At 43.3% G+C, this 18880-nt stretch carries 12 protein-coding genes; 8 read left to right on the top strand and 4 right to left on the bottom strand.

What is annotated here, in order from left to right; translation table 11 throughout:
• The first annotated feature begins 86 nt into the window (after window positions 1-86).
• The 5 genes from JMY06_RS03955 to JMY06_RS03935 all read left to right on the top strand — a co-directional run bounded on the left by JMY06_RS03955 (window position 87) and on the right by JMY06_RS03935 (window position 7213).
• Window positions 87-1199, top strand: a complete 1113-nt coding sequence (locus JMY06_RS03955) for a tetratricopeptide repeat protein (RefSeq protein WP_201616361.1) — start codon at window positions 87-89, stop codon at window positions 1197-1199.
• A 423-nt stretch (window positions 1200-1622) separates the two neighbouring features.
• Window positions 1623-4115, top strand: a complete 2493-nt coding sequence (locus JMY06_RS03950) for a lipase family alpha/beta hydrolase (RefSeq protein WP_227672153.1) — start codon at window positions 1623-1625, stop codon at window positions 4113-4115.
• A gap of 434 nt (window positions 4116-4549) precedes the next feature.
• Window positions 4550-6058: a cytochrome ubiquinol oxidase subunit I gene (locus JMY06_RS03945; RefSeq protein WP_227672152.1), complete on the top strand. Its 1509-nt coding sequence runs from the start codon at window positions 4550-4552 to the stop codon at window positions 6056-6058.
• Window positions 6058-7074: a cytochrome d ubiquinol oxidase subunit II gene (cydB, locus tag JMY06_RS03940; protein ID WP_201529068.1), complete on the top strand. Its 1017-nt coding sequence runs from the start codon at window positions 6058-6060 to the stop codon at window positions 7072-7074. Before JMY06_RS03945 ends, cydB begins: the two co-directional genes overlap by 1 nt.
• Window positions 7075-7096: 22 nt before the next feature.
• On the top strand, window positions 7097-7213 hold the full coding sequence (locus tag JMY06_RS03935) for a DUF2474 domain-containing protein (RefSeq protein WP_201529066.1): 117 nt from the start codon (window positions 7097-7099) through the stop codon (window positions 7211-7213).
• 115 nt (window positions 7214-7328) lie between these two features.
• On the opposite strand, the gene murU is transcribed toward JMY06_RS03935, so the two are convergent.
• Both murU and JMY06_RS03925 read right to left on the bottom strand, forming a co-directional pair.
• Window positions 7329-8057 carry an N-acetylmuramate alpha-1-phosphate uridylyltransferase MurU gene (gene murU, locus JMY06_RS03930; protein ID WP_201616359.1) on the bottom strand — a complete coding sequence of 243 codons (729 nt, stop codon included), beginning with the start codon at window positions 8055-8057 and terminating at the stop codon, window positions 7329-7331.
• Window positions 8058-8168: 111 nt separating this feature from the next.
• A complete protein-coding gene (locus JMY06_RS03925) occupies window positions 8169-9308 on the bottom strand; it encodes a phosphotransferase (RefSeq protein ID WP_201616507.1) in 1140 nt (379 codons plus the stop codon).
• A gap of 412 nt (window positions 9309-9720) precedes the next feature.
• Between JMY06_RS03925 and JMY06_RS03920 the strand changes: the two genes are divergently transcribed.
• The 3 genes from JMY06_RS03920 to JMY06_RS03910 all read left to right on the top strand — a co-directional run bounded on the left by JMY06_RS03920 (window position 9721) and on the right by JMY06_RS03910 (window position 16601).
• The gene (locus JMY06_RS03920; RefSeq protein WP_227672150.1) at window positions 9721-12933 is read left to right on the top strand and encodes an LPS-assembly protein LptD; all 3213 of its coding nucleotides are present in this window, start codon (window positions 9721-9723) and stop codon (window positions 12931-12933) included.
• A gap of 190 nt (window positions 12934-13123) precedes the next feature.
• A complete protein-coding gene (locus JMY06_RS03915) occupies window positions 13124-14548 on the top strand; it encodes a peptidylprolyl isomerase (RefSeq protein ID WP_201616357.1) in 1425 nt (474 codons plus the stop codon).
• A gap of 505 nt (window positions 14549-15053) precedes the next feature.
• Complete coding sequence (locus tag JMY06_RS03910; protein WP_201616355.1) at window positions 15054-16601, top strand: alanine/glycine:cation symporter family protein; 1548 nt, start codon at window positions 15054-15056, stop codon at window positions 16599-16601.
• 248 nt (window positions 16602-16849) lie between these two features.
• On the opposite strand, the gene JMY06_RS11870 is transcribed toward JMY06_RS03910, so the two are convergent.
• Both JMY06_RS11870 and JMY06_RS11955 read right to left on the bottom strand, forming a co-directional pair.
• Window positions 16850-16984 (bottom strand): hypothetical protein, encoded by a 135-nt coding sequence (locus JMY06_RS11870; protein WP_265087866.1) that lies wholly within the window; start codon window positions 16982-16984, stop codon window positions 16850-16852.
• 1063 nt (window positions 16985-18047) lie between these two features.
• Entirely contained in the window at window positions 18048-18605 is a 558-nt protein-coding gene (locus JMY06_RS11955; RefSeq protein ID WP_320157842.1) for a hypothetical protein, read from the bottom strand.
• Between the last annotated feature and the right edge of the window lie 275 nt (window positions 18606-18880).

The raw sequence follows: 18880 nt of genomic DNA, 5'->3' as shown, positions 1-18880 counted from the left end.
AAATATATACGATTGTTAAATCTATTTCTTCTTTATCAGACGACATACTCATTAACCCTTCTTTATTAACCAAGGTAACTATTTTTATGAATGCTATGAGCCAGCCTAACCACCCTAAGAAATCGCCTAAGTTTGCGACGCTAACCGCCTTAGCAGCAGCCTGTACTATGATGCTATCTGCGCCTGCTATAGCCGCGACTGACACGGCAACCGCTGTTACTACTAGTACCGCACCAAATGCGATTGACTCTAGCAAACGCGTTATCCGCCGTGCAACATCTGATAGCACCACTAGTGACAGTACCGCTAGTGATACAGCCAGCACTGTCGATCCAGTTAATAACGTAAGCCAACCGGTTGAGTTCATATCAGGAATACCGATAGCCACAACCACAGCGTTTTCAGCTTCAATGGAAGCGCCTCGCGTTTATCCACCTACTCCTATTAGCAACAAGGCAGTCAGCAGCACCAGACCAACAAATAGTACGGCAAACAACAGCGCTGGAACCAATGTCAGCCGTGGTCAACTGCCGGGTAGCCCTATTCCACAAGCACGGGTCTCAGACATAAGCTTTGTGCCAACCGTACTAATCGCGCAAAAACAGCGTGGCACTGAACAATTGGATGTCAGCTTACTCGATGACTTTATTGAAAACGTGTCCCCTAACGCACGCCATTATCCACCAAATTTCCCTAACCGCACACAACGTTATTATACCCGCGAAAAAATTAAGACGTTCGCAGATTGGATCGACCCTTATGCGCGTGCGCCCGATGCTTCATTTGATGTCTTGCTACGTGCAGCCAAGATTAACGGTATGGGCCGTAACCTAGATTTAGGATCTGACTTTGCGATACGCGGCGGTCAATATATAGATCGTGCTATTAAAAATGATCCAAAGAGCGGTGAAGCGAACTTTCTATATGGCTTGATGCTATCAGAAGGGGGCGGTTTTAAAGAAGGTAAAAAATATCTAGACCGTGCAGTGGCTCTTGGTTATACCGAAGCGGAACAGAGTTTGGCACAGTCGGACTTGTTGAGCGACCGTCGTAACGAAGCTCTAGATCGTCTGCGTCGTCTTGAGCAGAAAGTACCTGACAACAGTATTATTCGTCAGCAAATTAAGCTCATTGAAGAAGGTAAATACTATATCTGGGATTTGTCTGCCCCTAATATCAACGTTAAACCATCGATATAGCAATAAATGCTCAATTATCAGCACGGTGCAGCTGTTAATTAACATAGCACTACCGTTAAACGTTAGATTATAAGCGCGATCGTTTTATGTTGATATAATATCAATGATAAATCGCTCGCGCTTTTTTATGGTCACTACAAAAACTACCTTAGTCATTAGAAACAAGCATTTATTAAACCCGTTATTGAATAACTGGCATTGGAAATTGACGAATGTCTAACGGTAATCAATTGTTTAACACCCAAATATTAGCCTTCAGATATGAACCTTTAAAGACGATTTTTAATGAATAGATGGTAACTCACAGACTTTTAATAGAATAATATTTTGATAAAAGGTAGGCTAACCTTAACCTTAACATTAGCTACCGATAACGAGTCTACTAATTACCTCCACCATCGTTTCCATCTACTGAGACTACTTATGGCATTTATCAGCCCTATTACTGCCGCGACTGCGTCCACTACAACCAAGCCAATGTTTAGCATCAAGCTAATAGTATTACTACTGGCCACGGTGCTGCTTGCTGCCTGTAGTACAGTATCAGTGAATAAACAAGCGTCGTCCAAGACCATTGCTGCGCAGCGCGGCAATATTGTCACTGGCAATAAACTCAGTAGTGATACCGCATCGACCTTATTATCTGCAGGTCTCAATGAGCAAGCTTGTATGCAGCACTTCGATTTATGCTTAGCACAGCTCACTGACAGTATGCTAAATAATCACTATCGACCCGCACTCGCTATCTTCGCTGAGCTACACTATGCAAAAGCAAAACAACTGGCCAAAGCACAAGACTGCCGGGAAGCGCTGGCACGTCCACCGATCGACCCTTATTACGCTAATGCAGCTTTGACCGCTACACAAGTCGAAACCCAGCAGAAAAATACCAATAGTTGTTTAGTTAACTATCAAGGTCGACTGTTCGATGCCATCAAGTCCAGCTATACTTATCTATTTTATGACCGCCTAGAGCATGACTTTGAAGGGGCGGAGACGGATAAATCCCAGTCACGCCCGCCAAACCGTATACCTAACGAGCTTGATATTCAAACCCAAGATATCTATAACGCGGCCAGTAACGATGTGCTTACACAGTTATATGAGTCCACGGACAACGCGAATACGCTAATGCGTAATACTTCGGATATCAAGGTCACGTATCTGCCGACCATAACGACGCTGGACGATAGCAATCAAGCGGCCATTGCCAATAATACGCCGCTACGTGGCAAGCCTACCGATCAGATTAATGTCATGAAGATGCAGGTGGCTAATTATGATCTTAATGTTTACCTGCCAAACGAAAACAATTATTTGCAAAATGCCCACGAGCAAGCCTCTGCCTTGGCAGATTTGGTTTCGACTTATGAGCTGCGTCTCTCCGGCCTCAACTCCATCAGCAAGCGACCCGGTTTAGGTATTAGCTTGGTGGCGTCACTCGACGACCGCTATACCACGACTATCCGCCAATTATTAGTGTCAACGCTATCAGGCAGACTCAATAAAGAGACCACCACCGGTAGCATGAATGACAGTAAAGCCAGTTCGCGAATTTATCCGACGGGGCATTTATTAATGACTGGTTTGATTCAGCCTGCGGGTGCTAGTGTCCTTGATGTGCTCAGTAGTGAGCAGCTCGATATTCACTTGTATAACCCTTACCGTAGCGAGAGCGTCAATATCTTGGGGGATGACTATCCACTGGCGGCCAACTTCTCCGCCGGTTACGGTCTATGGCTGGCAGAAAACCAGCTTGATGGCGTAGGCTATCTAAGCCTTTTGACTCGCCAGCAGGAAGCCAGCTTGCCTAAATTATTTATGCTAGAGCCCTATGATCCTGACAAGCGCGTACTCATCATGCTACATGGTCTGGCGTCAAGCCCAGCAACTTGGGTAAATTTAACCAACGATATTTTTAATGATGACAAGCTGCGCGACAATTACCAAGTATGGCAAATTTTTTATCCTACCAATTTGCCTATTTTAGAAAATCGCTATCAAATCCAGAACTTACTTGAAAGCACGTATCAGCAGACGGATCCTAGTGGGCAGAATAAGGCCAGCAAAAACAGTGTGATTATCAGCCATAGTATGGGGGCAATTATCGCCCGTATGATGCTATCTGATGATAATTTGACAAAAAACCTCGATGCATTGGACGATAAAAATATGTTCTCAAGCAGCAATAGACGACAAATCGATAACATGCTAAAACAGGAGTTTGGTCAAGCAGAGCTGGGCAAACGCTTCGAGCTTGAAACCTTACCTCAAGTCGATACTGCCGTATTTTTATCCGCGCCATTCCAAGGCACCGATTATGCCGACCGCTGGTTTACGCGTGCCCTACGCCGTATTATCTACTTGCCAATAAGTTTGGTAAAAACTGTCACTGATAACTTGGCAATGCTTGCTACCCAAGGGGATTTGGCACAAAATCCATTAGGCGCGTTATATCTGCAAAATGGTGCCAGCCAGTTAAGCAATAAATCGTCATTTATTCAGCTGACTAAAGACATCACTATCAATAAGCGCATCACTTATCATTCAATCATCGCTAATAATGATGCGGACATTATCCAAGGACTGGCGCAGATGCAGCCCAATGGCGTAAAGATTGACTTGTCACAAGCCTTGCCAGAAGGTGGCCAAAATGCCAATACCACCTCGACCAGTAATCATACTGCCGATAGGACTGCCTTGCCTAGTGAGCCATTGGTCGCAGCGGTTACTGTCAATGAGGGTATCAGTCAAGCGTTAACCGCGCAATTATCCGATGGCATCGTGCCTTATACCAGTGCGCACCTTGATGGCGCGGCTTCCGAAACGGTCATCAGTGGTGGTCATAGCATCCAAGCTAACCCGCAAACCATCCTAACCTTGCGCCGTATTTTGCACCAGCAGCTACAGCATTAAGCTCATTAGTAACTGGCATTAAGCAATGAATTGCTTTCATGATTTTCCAAAAAACCATGAAAAATGCTGTGAGAACAGCTTCTGATTGTTAATAGTTACTCAATGACTACTCAATAGGTATGTGCTGATAGCAGCGCATTACTTGCGAGACGTTAAGGGAAAGCGCATAATATGTAAACTACTATATTTTAGTAACACTATGATTTAATAGTTAAATAGATTAAATATTCTTTAATTTATATGGATGTAAATTATTTACTTCAGCTAAACAGTTTTTGGCTAAACGGGCTTTAGCTAAGCCACATTTACAGCTAAATAATAATTGGCTATTGCTCGTAATGTTTATCGCCTTAATTGACGGACGGTTACGGACAGTTACTGGGGCGTATCATGGACGCTAGTGCCAGTCAGCTAACAGATAAGGGTAACGATTTATGTTCGCTACATTCATGGTCAGTCAACTGGATGCGCTGATGCTTGCACGCATTCAGTTCGCATTTGTTATCTCCTGGCATATTGTTTATCCCGCCTTTACTATCGGACTTGCCAGTTGGTTGACGGTTTTAGAATTCCGTTGGCTTAAAACGGGTGATCCTATCTATGTTGAAGTTTATAAGCACTGGATAAAAATATTTGCCGTCGTCTTTGGCATGGGGGTGGTATCTGGGATTGTCATGTCCTACCAGTTCGGTACCAACTGGGCCGTTTTCTCCGATAAAGCCGGTAACGTCATAGGCCCACTATTGGCTTTTGAAGTCTTAACCGCATTTTTCTTAGAAGCGTCATTCTTGGGTATCATGCTCTTTGGTTGGGGCCGCGTTAGTAAACGCATGCACTTTGCAGCAACCGCCATTGTCGCCATTGGTACACTGATATCAGGCTTTTGGATTTTATCTGCCAACAGTTTTATGCAGACCCCGCAAGGCTTTATGATGGGCGCTGATGGACTACTATATCCCACCAACTGGTTAGAGATTATCTTTAGCCCTTCATTCCCCTATCGCTTTGCACATATGATGACAGCCGCATTCTTGACGACTGCTTTTGTCGTCGGTGGTATCGGCGCTTACTATATCCAGTCTAAAAAACATACTGAACACCGTCAGCACGGTCGTGTGATGTTGGGTATGGCAATGATTATGGCAATATTTGTTGCGCCTACACAAATACTACTTGGTGATATGCACGGGCTTAATACTCTTGAGCATCAACCCGCTAAAGTTGCCGCCATGGAAGGTCTTTGGGAAGATGAGCGCGGCGCTCCACTTGTCCTGTTCGCTCTCCCTGATCAAGAAGCACAAGAAAATAAGTATGAAGTTAAAATTCCTTATCTTTCAGGTTTGATTCTGACGCATTCATTAGATGGCGAAGTTAAAGGACTGAAAAACTGGGCACCAGAGGATCAACCGTACGTTCCTATTGTGTTTTGGTCGTTTCGTGTCATGGTTGCTATTGGCTTTTTGATGTTATTTGTGGGCCTATTTAGTATTTATAAATACTTCAAAAAACAGCAGTTTGATCCTGAAAGCAAATGGTTCCACCGCTTATGGATGATGATGATGCCACTTGGTTTTATTGCCTTACTGGCTGGTTGGTTTGTGACTGAAACAGGTCGTCAGCCCTGGACAGTATATGGTGTTATTCGTACCGCTGAGAGTATGTCACCGGTTGCTGCACAGCAAGTAGCAACTACTTTGATTGGCTTTATCGTACTCTATGTCTTTGTCTTTGGTGCGGGTACTTTTTATATTCTAAGCTTAATTGCTAAAGGGCCGCAAAAGTACGAAGATCCTGGTGATGATAATTTCTATGAGCACTCTGTGACTGAAGGTCAGGGACGTACCCTAAGTGGCGACAGCAACGCTACTGAAAATACCAAGCAAGATCAATCGCAGGGTTGGGATAAGCCCGCAAGCGATAAAGAAGACGGAGGGTTACGCTAATGTTTAACTATGGTAATGTATTAGATTTACCCTTAATTTGGGCCGGCTTAATCGCCTTATCCGTCCTTATTTACGTGCTACTCGACGGCTTTGACTTGGGCTGTGGTATTTTATTCCCATTTGCCGGCTCCGATAAAAACCGTAGCCGCATGATGAACTCTATCGCCCCATTTTGGGACGGTAATGAGACTTGGCTAGTCTTGGGTGGCGGTGGGTTGTTCGCCTCATTCCCAGTGGCTTACGGTATTATTATGAGCGGTTTATATCTGCCGGTTATCTTTATGCTGTTTGGGCTAATCATGCGCGGAGTCGCCTTTGAGTTTCGCTTCAAAGCCACCACACACCGCTATGTTTGGGATATATTCTTCTCTTTCGGCTCCATCGCTGCCGCCTTCTTCCAAGGAATAATGTTGGGCGCGTTAGTACAAGGAATTGAAGCCAGCAATCGCTTATATACCGGCGGTCCATTTGATTGGCTCACCCCCTTCTCTGTAATTTGCGGTATCGCACTTATTATCGGCTATGCTCTACTTGGCTCGACTTGGCTGATTATAAAAACTGAGCATAAGTTACAAGTATGGGCACGAAAAGTATCTGGCTGGATATTAAGCGCTTTAGTATTAGCGATGGTTGTAGTAACCATCTTTATGTACTTCTCAGACATTGATGCGCTTGAAAGCTGGTTTACCTTGCCAGGACTATTATATTTAGCACCAATGCCAATCATTGTACTTCTACTGTTCTTTTTGATGCGTAAGGACCTAAATACTGAGCGCGAATATCGTCCGTTCTTATTAACGGTGGCCCTGTTCTTAATGGGTTATATTGGCGTTTGTTTTGCAATATTCCCTTATATCGTACCGTATCAAATGACGATTTATGAGGCAGCCGCTGCCGATACTACGCTATCATTCATATTGATTGGTGCCGTTGTTATGATTCCCATTATCTTAAGTTATACCGCCTTTGCGTATTATACTTTTAAAGGTAAAACGGATCATGAGCATATGTATTAAAGGTCATTGTTAGGAGTTGATTATGAAAAAGCTCAGTAAAAAACAATCACAATGGGCATGGTTTGTTGGCTTATACCTCGCCGGATTTTTGACTATTTTTACGATTGCACAGTTGATTAAACTCGCAATGGGCGTTTAGATTAGTATCTTCAACTGGTTTTAATCAATCATACGAAAAACGCAGCGCTGATAAATCATCAGCGCTGCGTTTTTTTGTTTAACAGTTCTATGGTTAAGCTTTCCTTTCAGGTAGGTTAAGCGCCACGATGAGTCCCAACACCTTTGGTTTCGATAAAAGTATTAACCTGCATTAAGCGCGCCTCTGTGCCCACATCAATCCAATTGTCAGTAACGACTTCTGCTGTTACCTGAAACTTAATCATGGCTTTTTTAAGTAATGGCGCGAGAGCTGCCGATTGACCGGTTACCAATCCATCGACCAATCTCGGTGACAGCACACTAATACCAGCAAAGGTATATTTATCCCCATCGCCAATTGGCTGCTCACTAGCCAAGCCATTATTAATGGCAAAGTCGCCACCATCATTATGCTCTGGATTATCAATCAATAATAAATGCGCACGCTGATCCGCTCCTAATTCATAGTTTCGCAATTGCGCAAAATCAAAGGTCGTCCAGACATCGGAATTGACCAAGATAAAGGGTGCATCTTGCAATTTACCGGTTTGTAAAGCATGAAAAATACCACCAGCGGTCTCAAGCGGCTCATCATCTTCTACTGACCAATGCAGAGTGACTCCATATTGCGAGCCATCGCCTAAGGTGTCCATTAATTTATCCGCAAGCCATGAGGCATTAATAGTAATATCTGTGATACCTACCGCTTGTAGTGCTTTAATATGCCAAATAATTAATGGTTGTCCGCCCACTTCAATTAAAGGCTTAGGAGTCTCAAGGGTCAGCGGACGTAGACGTGTGCCCTTACCCGCCGCCAGAATCATTGCTTGCGTTATTGCGGACATGACCGCTCCTTATTTTAATGGCTATAATTTTTAAAGCTGTTCAGTTTTAAATAGAACAAATCTTAAATAATGCTAAAACTTTGATGTTTAAATATTACTAATTAAACATCGCTAAATATACTGCTGCACAAACTTACGTTGATAGGCTGGTAGCGCGTTATCCTGTATCCAACTATTAAATGGCAATACCTCACACTTGATATCCTCACTGCCATGGGCACCGAGCCACTCCAGCTCAAACATTAAATCACGCATGACTTTAGGAACATCAGCCAAATAGCGGTCTTTACCATCACGCTCAGATAGACGGATAAAGATTCCCAGCACCTTTAAATGGCGCTGCACGCCCATGACATTGACGTCATTTTCAAACTGCTCTGCACTACTGACAGTAGCTAGTTCAGCTTGCTGCTGCAATTGCCAGAAGTCATGAATCCAGCGCGATACTTGGGTTTCCGACCATTCTACATAAGCATCGCGCACTAATGATACCAAGTCATAGCTATAAGCACCAATCACGGCATCTTGAAAATCAATCACCCCTAACCGCGACATATCTGCCTCATCTTGCATGAGGTTGCGACTGTGATAATCACGATGAACAATGACCTGTGGCTGCGTCAAAATCTCTGCTACTAACGCCGCTTTTAGATTATCCCACAATGTCTCATCAAGACTGACACCAATGAAAGGGACGAACCAATCACTAAACAAGTCCATCTCACGGCTCAGCATTGCCGCGTCGTAATTGGGCAACGGGTGTTGTACCGTTTCTGACTGTGCTTCTGTTTCTATTGCTGCCGGTAGCTTTTGTAGCGCGACTAGAGTCTGCATCGCTAATTGATAATAGTCATTAATTTGTGCAGGTGTCGCACTAACTAATAAATGCGCAAACTCAATCATACCGAAATCTTGTAATACCAAAAACCCTTTTGCCACGTCTTGTGCTACTAACTCCGGCACATTTATCGCCGGCATCATCAGCTTAGCCACATTGATAAACTGCTGCATCGCATCTTGCTCGTCAGCTGAATCCATGACAATATAGCGCGCCGCGTTCGCACCATTGCTATCCAGCAACTGAATGCGATGGTATCGGCGGGCACTAGCATCGCCCGGCAAGCTATCAAGAGTGAAGTCTTGGTTGACAAAAACTTGCTGCAACCAATGTTGTAATTGCTGCTGGCGCACATCGGTATTAGGGGTATTAGCGTCGGGCACGTCAGGTGTTAATAGCGTTTTATCTGTCATATCTTTATTTATCATATAAGCGCATCGCAGGTTAAAGTTAGTCGTTAATAATTAAAATAGTGATAAGTCAGGCAAATACTTGTTAAAATGGCGAGCAGTTTTAGTGTACTTGGCTTTTTTATTGCTTTTGTAGTCTGGTTATAATCAGGGCGCTGGACACAAATAAGAAAAAACGCCTTGCTACGCCATAAAATTTGGTGAATAGTGTAGCTGATTTGGTTTTTTTTGACTATGATAAGTCGTCAATAGTTAGAAAATGACAGACTATCTAGTCATAGACTAGCATCTATAGCTCGTACCTTGTGCTATTAACAGTGCGATAATAGTGCAAAGCGCTGATTTACAGCTGATGTATTAACAGTCTTATTACTACTGAACCCTCTACTATTATAAGCAATCAGAAGTTAATATAATGCGTTGGCATTATGCTAGTACGCTTGCCGTTTGGTTTCATAACAATGAAAACCTCACTTCATTGAATCCAAACCGCAATCCATTAGGCTTTGCAATCATAGGTGTGCCCTTGTTATATTCTCCGCTTTACCAAAGCATCCGTTTGATTTTATTTGGTGCCTTAAGCTTGACCGTGAGCGCCACTGCCACAGCAAGTCTTGATATACAGACGACTAAGCCGTTGATAACTGCTAGTACCAGCACCGCCAGTAATAATGCTGGCGCGGTCATTAATAAAGATATTAATACTGATACTTACATCAATGTTGTTTCCGATATCAACGACGCTGATACTTATATTGAAGATAGTGATGCGTATATTGATCATCATACCAATGCAGACGTTATTACTGAAATCATTGAGAATACTGACAAGACTGCTGTCCAATCATTAGATGGTACTGGCGTTAACAATAACGTCAAAACAAGCAAAAATAACAAGCGGACGCGCCAAAGTGTAGGCAAAAAATCAACAGCTGATAACAGCAAGCTTGATGTTAGTGACGAGAGTATCCAAGAAAGCTTGCTACGCTTAGCAGAGTTTTATGAATCAAAGCCTGATACTGATGTTAATACCGTTACTCATCTTAATACGGATACGGTTAACAATGCACAGCCGCGCCCTACCGATGGTAGCAGTACTCGTATTCAAAACGATAGTCAGAACAACACCCAAAATAATAGCCAAAGCAACATTCAAAAAAGCGCCCAAAGCAATGCGCAAACCATTCCAAAATTAGGCACAAATTTAAATTTACTACCAAGCTCAGTAGATAGCGCCCAGCGTTGTGAAGGCCAATGGGTCTATCCTAGTCGCAATCCCAATTATCAACGCGCCGTCAATAATGGACAGTCGCCAACTAATTTAAACGGTATTCCTAATAATCAAGCGCCGCTATTTACTGAGTCTGATTATGGGTATTATGATAATATCGATTATGCTGAATTAGCAGGTAATGTCATTATTGATCAAGGCACTCAGCATATCGAAGCGGATAAAATCGTGCTGGACTTAACCAGCGGTGTCGCTGCCGCTCAAGGTAAGGTGCTGTTTACCGATCAGGCAACTGGTAATGGAGATAGAAACAACGGTAACCAATCTAACGGAACGATGTCACAAGTTGCGTCCGCCAATAATAAAAACATCCTTACTGAAGAAGCATCGCAAGGCGGTTTAATTGGGGTGGCTGATAGCCTGGCTTATAGTACAGAGAATGGACAATCAACCGCTTATGGTGTGGCCTTTGCTAGCGTACCTCTACAAGCGCACGGTTATGCCAAACGTCTTAATCGCCCTAATAAGAGTCAATACGAGCTTGATAATGTGATGTTTAGTACCTGTCCGCCAACGGATCGTAAATGGCAACTTGAAGCCAAAAATATCGACTTAGATACTGATACTGGACGTGGCAAGGCCTATGACACCACCTTCCGCATCGCTGATATACCGGTATTTTACTTGCCCTATTTTAACTTCCCTATCGACAGTCGACGCAGTAGCGGGTTTTTACTACCCAGTGCCAGTGTGGGTAGCAAAAGTGGCCTTGAGATTGATCTCCCTTATTATCTGAATTTAGCGCCCAACTACGACGCTACGATTAATACCCACGTTTATACCAATCGTAACCCTATGCTCTCAGGTGAGTTTCGCTATCTGACCGAGAACTATGGCGAAGGTATTTTTAACGGCTCTTATTTACCTAATGATAGAGAATATGATGGCGAAGACCGCAGTAGCTTTTTTTATGATCACTATTGGTCATCGAATAGCATTCCACGTCTAAGCGGTGATGCCAAATATAGCTATGTGTCCGATGAAGACTACATTAATGATTTTGATACCTTAGGCTTGTCAGATAATACCCTGAACCTGCCACGGCGCGCGCGTCTTAACTACTATAATGATTATGTTAATGGTGAACTAAAAGTCGAAACCTTCCAAACGCTTAATGCCTTTACTAATACTGGCGAAGCGTTAGAAGATAAAGACAAACCCTACTCGCGTTTGCCGCAGTTGACCTTAAACTACCGTCTACCGTGGGCTGAGAGTTTCGATATTACCGGTGTTCATGATTCCGCTTATTTTAAAAAATCTATCGACGATGGCTCAGAGGATGAAAAGAGTGGCGTGCGGGTTTATAACAAGCTGAGCGCTGCTTATCCTATTGAGTCTGCATGGGGTTATATCAAACCAGAACTGAGCCTACAGCATTTATATACCTCTTATGACCAAGACAGCTTGGCAGATAATGAGCTGAGCAAAGAAGATGGCAGTCAGTCGGTGTTTGTACCGCAAGCCAGTATTGATGCTGGTCTTCATCTCTACCGTGCCGGCTCACCGTTCGGTGCATTCGACGACTCCTTGGGTGGTTACCAAATGTTAAACCCACGGATTAAATATACTTATTCACCCTTTAAAGACCAGAACGATATTCCTAACTTTAATACCCGCATTGCCTCCATCAACTATGAGCAGCTGTTTTCAGACAGCTGGTTCTTAGGTCATGATCGCCTGCAGGATTTGCATGCCTTTACGCCTGGTATTAATTATCGTTACATCGACGCAACGGGCGTGACACGTTTTGATGGTAGCATTGCAGAGCAATTTTACATCGATGATGGTCGAGTGACGTTAGAAAACCAACAACCAGTTTTCACTACCTCAGCTTCTGGCATGGTCTGGGATGCCAGCGCCCAACCTTATAATAATGTTTGGGTTGATGTCAGCGGTGCATTCACCAATAGTTATGACTTGAATTACATTACCACTGAGCTGCGCTATCAGCCATCAGACAACAGCTTATTTAACGTCGGTTTTGTCAAGCGTCAGCGTGATGACAATACCAATCAGTTGCCGCTATCTGCCTTTACCGCCTCAGCAATCTTCCCTATGAATAACAACTGGCGGGTGCTGGCGCAGGGTCAGTATGATTATCGCCGTAATAAAATTCTCGACTCACTAGTCGGCGTTGATTATGAGGATTGTTGCTTTGGTTTTGCCGTTTATGGTCGCCGCTATTATAATGACTTGAACGTGAAGGACAAACCCACACAAGCAATTATGGCAGAGATTAGACTAAATGGTTTGGGCAGTGCCAGTAGCCGCTTGACCCGCCTGCTATCTGATAAAGTCCTTGGCTTTGAACCAGTACAGACTGCGTGGAAAGACTAATAGACAGATGACAAAAACAATAGATAATGTATTTAATACATAAAGCAGTTTAATAAATTGAGTCCAAACGAACACTGAGCATTTATGTATCAGTTATTTACATGACAACATTGTGGACAATACCATCTAAAGTATGGTGGCTACGGTTGATTAACCACCACCCGATGCGATGACATTGATGAGGAGCATCATGAGAGTTTTTTCTTTACGCCCAACCAGCCGTGCAGTACTGTTCTCTATCGGTATGAGCACAGGCTTTATGCTCAGTCTCAACGCGCAAGCGGCGACCGTTAGACCTGCCGCTAATGCCAGCGTGCAAGCTGGTGCCGATAACAATAGACAAAACAGTAGCCAAAATGGCACCACTCGTCTCACACTAGCAAATAGCACCGACGGTCTCATCGCACTGGTTAATGACAATGCTATCTTAAAAAGCGATTTGATTGCTGCCATTAGCCAAACCCAAGCGCGTGCGCAAGCCGCGGGCGAACCGCTTGCTAACTCAGCACAGCTGCAGTCTGAAGTCTTAAATGCGCTTATCCTACGCGAACTACAATTATCATTAGTCAATCGTGTCGGCCTCAAGCCTGATGAAACCGCTATCAATCAGCGCCTTGCACAAATTGCTCAAGCGGAAGGACTGACCAGCCTAACCGATCTACAACAGCGTTTAGATGCCAGTCAAGCGGGCAGCTATGCTACTTTGCGCGCCCAATTGATGGAAGATGCCGCCATTCAGTCTTTGCAACAGCGTCAAATCTCCAGTCGTGTACGCATCAGCGAGCAAGATATCGATGCTTTTTTGAGCTCTCCAGAAGCCAAGCGGCTGAATCAAAGTGAATATCAAACCATCCACGTGCGCGTGCCATACATAGATGACTATAACCGTCTATCGCAATCCCAGCGTGATGAAGCACTAAAAGTTGCGCAGGCTCTGCGTACACGTCTACAAGCACCAAACGTCGATGTTGCCGCTGCCATCGCTGCTGTTCAGGGTAGCTATCCAATCGAGCTACAAGGTGGCGATATGGGCTTTCATAAAGCCGCTGCCCTACCTACAGAGCTATCAAGTGAGATTACCAAGCTTGCTGTCGGTGCTGTAAGTATGCCGCAGGTGACCTCTGAAGGTATTGATATTATCAAGCTTGCCAACAAAAAATCCGGCGATACCATGCTAATACCGCAGTGGAACACAAGTCACATCTTGGTTAAAGTTGATGAGCTACAAACTGACGCGCTTGCTCAACAAAAGATCGATGATTTGTACGAGCAGCTACGTCAAGGGGCTGATTTTGCAGGATTAGCAGCGACTTATTCAGATGATCCCGGCTCAGCGGGGCGCGGTGGCAATCTTGATTGGGTCAGCGAAGAAGATATGATTGGACCGTTTGAAGCCGTTATGAAAAATACTGCGGTCGGTGAATATTCAGAACCCTTCAAAACTCAGTTCGGCTGGCATATATTGAAAGTTGAAGGCCAACGTCAACAGGATGTGAGCGATCTATATCGCCGTAATATGGCACGCCAAGCGCTCTTTCAACGCTTAGCCCCACAAGCGAAAGAAGATTGGCTACAAGAGCTACGGGCTGGTGCTTATATTCAAGTGCTTGAGTAGGTTTTAAGGTTACCATTGCCGACGGGTTGTTTATTTAACTTATTACTTTAATATTGAATAAAAAATTAAATAATAAAGGGTATATGCAGACGCATATACCCTTTATTATTGCTTAATAACTCCAGTATTATTAGCAACGTTAAACCAAGCTTTCCCGAAACTGGAGACACCCTCAATAGTCTATTATGAACGGTTGCGTTATATCAGTCTAATTTGGGTGGTTTATTAACTCGATTAGAGAGTAAAAAACTGGTTCCATTAAAGCTTATGGTTATTAATAGATTTGTTCTTACTAGGTGACCTCTTTATACTACGGCAACCAAAACAACAAAAAACTGTGTCCGCAGCTAAGTTTGTATTAACATCAATCATATTAATATTAAGCCAAGCAGATAATATAGACAACTACGGTCGATCTTTAGCGGTTTAGAGGATGTTTATACTCGTTCTAACAACAGTATTAACGCTAGGCTTGCCGCTTTGAGACAGCTTAAAGGATAGAGACATGGAAGGTTTCGTCAGTACAGTAAATGGAATTATTTGGAGCCCAGCATTGATTTATCTATGCTTGGGCGCTGGTCTATTCTACTCCATTATGACTCGCTTTGTTCAATTGCGGCTTTTTGGTGAAATGCTACGCTTAATATTTAAAGGTAAAGCCAGCGCCGATGGTATTTCGTCATTTCAGGCACTCACGCTATCCTTAGCTGGACGCGTAGGTATGGGCAATATCGCTGGGGTAGCGGCAGCTATTGGCTTCGGTGGTCCAGGTGCAGTATTTTGGATGTGGGTGGTAGGGTTCTTGGGGGCTTCTACCGCTTACGTTGAATCTACACTTGCACAGATATATAAAGAAAAAGACGTCATCACCGGACAATATCGCGGTGGACCCGCTTACTACTTTGAGCGTGCGCTCGGGCAGCGCTGGTATGGGGTGGTCTTTGCGATTGCGGCTCTAATAGCTTTAAGTATATTCTTGCCCGGTATCCAGGCAAATGGCGTTGTCAATGCCGTGACGCAAGTGATGGGCGAAGGCACGACCATGAATATTTTGGGCGCAGAATTTGGGTCTATGCGTTTGGGCGCATTGGCGATTATCCTTATCGTCTTTGGTATTATCATTTTCGGTGGTATTAAGCGCATTGCAACCTTTACCGAGTTTGCAGTGCCATTTATGGCTATCGGCTACATTATTTTAGCTTTGATTATTATGTTTAGTAATTTCGAGATGATACCGCAGGTGTTCGGTATAATCATTGGCGACGCATTTACCGCGCAAGCGGGCTTCGGAGCAGCGATTGGTTGGGGTGTCAAACGTGGGGTTTACTCCAGCGAAGCGGGACAAGGTACAGCTCCTCACGCTGCTGCTGCTGCTGAAGTTGATCATCCCGCACAGCAAGGTTTGGTACAAGCGTTCTCCGTCTATATCGATACGCTATTGGTCTGTTCTGCAACTGCATTTATGATTTTAACCATGGGTACTTATAACATTCAGGGAGCGCTACCTGAGGGCCAGTACTTGGTACAAAATGTAGTCGCTGGTACTGAAATCAATTCGCCAGCTTTTACACAGATGGCGATGGAATCTCTATATGGTGCCTTCGGTAACACTTTTATTGCTATTGCCGTATTCTTCTTCGCCTTCACCACCATTTTGGCCAACTATTATATTGCTGAAGTAAACGTGGTCTATCTAACTCGATTTATTAGTCCTAAAGCCAATAAAATCGGACTCTTTTTAGTCAAAATACTAATGATGATTATGATTGCCTATGGCGCTCTCAATTCAGCAGGTTATATTTGGGCGATTGGTGATATCGGGGTTGGTCTCATAGCTTGGCTTAATATCGTTGGTATCTTGATCATCTTCTTCATCGCGCGTCCAACCCTGAAAGTCCTTAAAGACTATGAGGCACAGCGTAAAGCTGGAGTAACACGTTATACCTTTGATCCCGCTAAATTCGGTATTAAAAATGCACCCTATTGGGAAGCGCGTCATCTTGAAGAACAGCAAACGCTTAAGGAAGACCTACTACGTAAAGCACCTAAATGATACTTTTTATAGTAACTGCTATTAGATAATCACTCATAATCAAATGAGCCTAATTAAAAAATCCCGTGACAACAAGGCAAATAGTACTGATTACTACAAATTTCTTTATAGCTACTAGCATTCTGCCACTGGTTCAGCACCTACTGCAGCCCATCTGCGGCTGTTTTATCTGCGTTTGGATTTTTCGGCAGTATCGGTTACTGGTCTATCAGTTGCTGCACTATCCGTAGCCTCTGGCATGTCCGCAGCTATGGTCGCCTCTTTAGCCTTATCAGCGCATCACTTGTGATCATCGGAGCCGTTTCTTCAACTGCCATATCTTCGGCTTCAGGGCCATTATTACGAGCAAGCTCTGCAGCGTCATCGCCCCGATCTAATACCATGACTTCTTTTGAATCTGCAGCAGTTCTTTCTTTTTCATTACTACAAGTACTAACACCAATAAGGGGAACTACGAGTGTTGTATATAATGCGGCTCCTAATGGTTTATTCAATACTATTTTTTCATCTTAACATCCTCAATAAAATTGGCATAAAAACGTGACAATGCCTCTTATTAACGTAAAATTAGCTTAGCATAGACTTAATTTAAATCATTATAGTCAGTAGGGATTTTTTCTATTTTTATTAAGACTAATGAACATGTTATGGGCTGCATAGGATTGTGTAATAGTTAAAAAAATAAGTAACCCCTTACAATCGTGTTTACCCCAACAAAGAAATTAGAGCACGGTAACGATCTAAAAAATCTTTATCAAACGACAAACTAACATATAATAAAAAGCCCGAACCTAGGGCGATGAGTTCGGGCTTTGACATTTTCTGTTATTATTATTTTTATTTCTTCTTCCCTAGTGACTTATCCTAAGTCGTGAGCATTAGCTATAAGACAGTGGCTGACCTATTCTTAATTGCTACCGCCTCAACACCGCATCCGTGCTTATCCTTGTGCTGATGAGGGTATTGTAAGGTAATACCTTATGTACGACTAGACGGTAGAAGCCCTATTTTCTGTAAGCTTTTGCTTACAAGCTGTCTAACGGAGCGAGCATCCATTTTAGTATGGTACTTTTAATACAGTAGCTTTAGTATAATAATTTTAATACCATGATTTTGAGGCAGTATTATTAATTGCTCTTTTCATATTCTGCATGTGCTTTTGAGACTTTAGTGCCTTCTCTTTTACCTTCTTTTATTTTTCTTCTCTTTGGTATCTTCAGTTTGCACAGTTAGGGTATTTGTTCTTGTTTGCTATTTCATTCTGATTCATATTGTAAAGTAGTTAGCACCGGAAAATGGTCAGAAGCGATAGAAGGTTGACGCTCAATACCTAGAACCGTAAAACAAGCGCTATGGTGACATTGGATGCAAGCAATATAGCCAAATGGCGCGGCCACTTTGCAGGCGTAGCTGAGTATAGATGGATGGAATATCATCCACCATTAATCAATTAACCGTAGGCTCTATCAGCTCAAGCTGAGAATATAGGTGCATGCCATACAGGTTATCGAGCGGCACTTTGACGGTGTAAGGATAATCTGGCTCAATTGAACTTAGTGCGTTCTGCCATTTTTGATCACTTTCCAGAGTAACTAAAATATCAGGCTGTTTTTGATTAACTAGATTGACCAGCTTTTGAGTTTCATCATTAGGTGTTAAGACGTTTGAAACCATAATTTTCAGCTGATGCGCCCCGCCTTCAGGCCTATCTTTGGCGCTTTGTACTTCTTTTTTCCATATTTTAGTATAAGGCAATACCATTCGCAGCTGAAATATCAACGTCACACACAAGGCGATAAATAGCAACCACTGCCCCAGCTCCCACTGCTGCCAAAACAGCAGCATTCCCAGCCACGCAATTATTCCCAGCACCAAAATTTGAATGCGCGGAAAGTCGATGCTGCGTACCCACCAGTTATCGAGTGGTAGCCAGCTCCAAGCTGTGACAAAGGCAATCAGCCCTGCCAGAATCTGTACGCCATAATATAAAAGGGAAGAATTCATAAATTTTATTGACCGTTTATTAAAGCAATGACGATATCCATTACCAAACCAAATATAAATATCGTTTGGCACTCTATTACTATTCTATTTTAATCTAGTAGCCAGCACTTACTTTAGTACTTCAACCAACTATCGCCTACTACTTGCCTATGATTATCCTATACTTATCATCGAAATATTACGTTTATTATGGGCGCAGCATAGCGAGCGCATTCGCGATATTTACTATATTTCCTCAACTAATATATATACAGTATAAACTAGGGCGTGTCATC

This window comes from Psychrobacter urativorans (assembly GCF_904846675.1).
In the GTDB taxonomy this organism is placed as follows: domain Bacteria; phylum Pseudomonadota; class Gammaproteobacteria; order Pseudomonadales; family Moraxellaceae; genus Psychrobacter; species Psychrobacter urativorans_B.
Note: the sequence above shows the minus strand (reverse complement) of the source record. Positions and strands in the feature narration are given on the sequence as shown.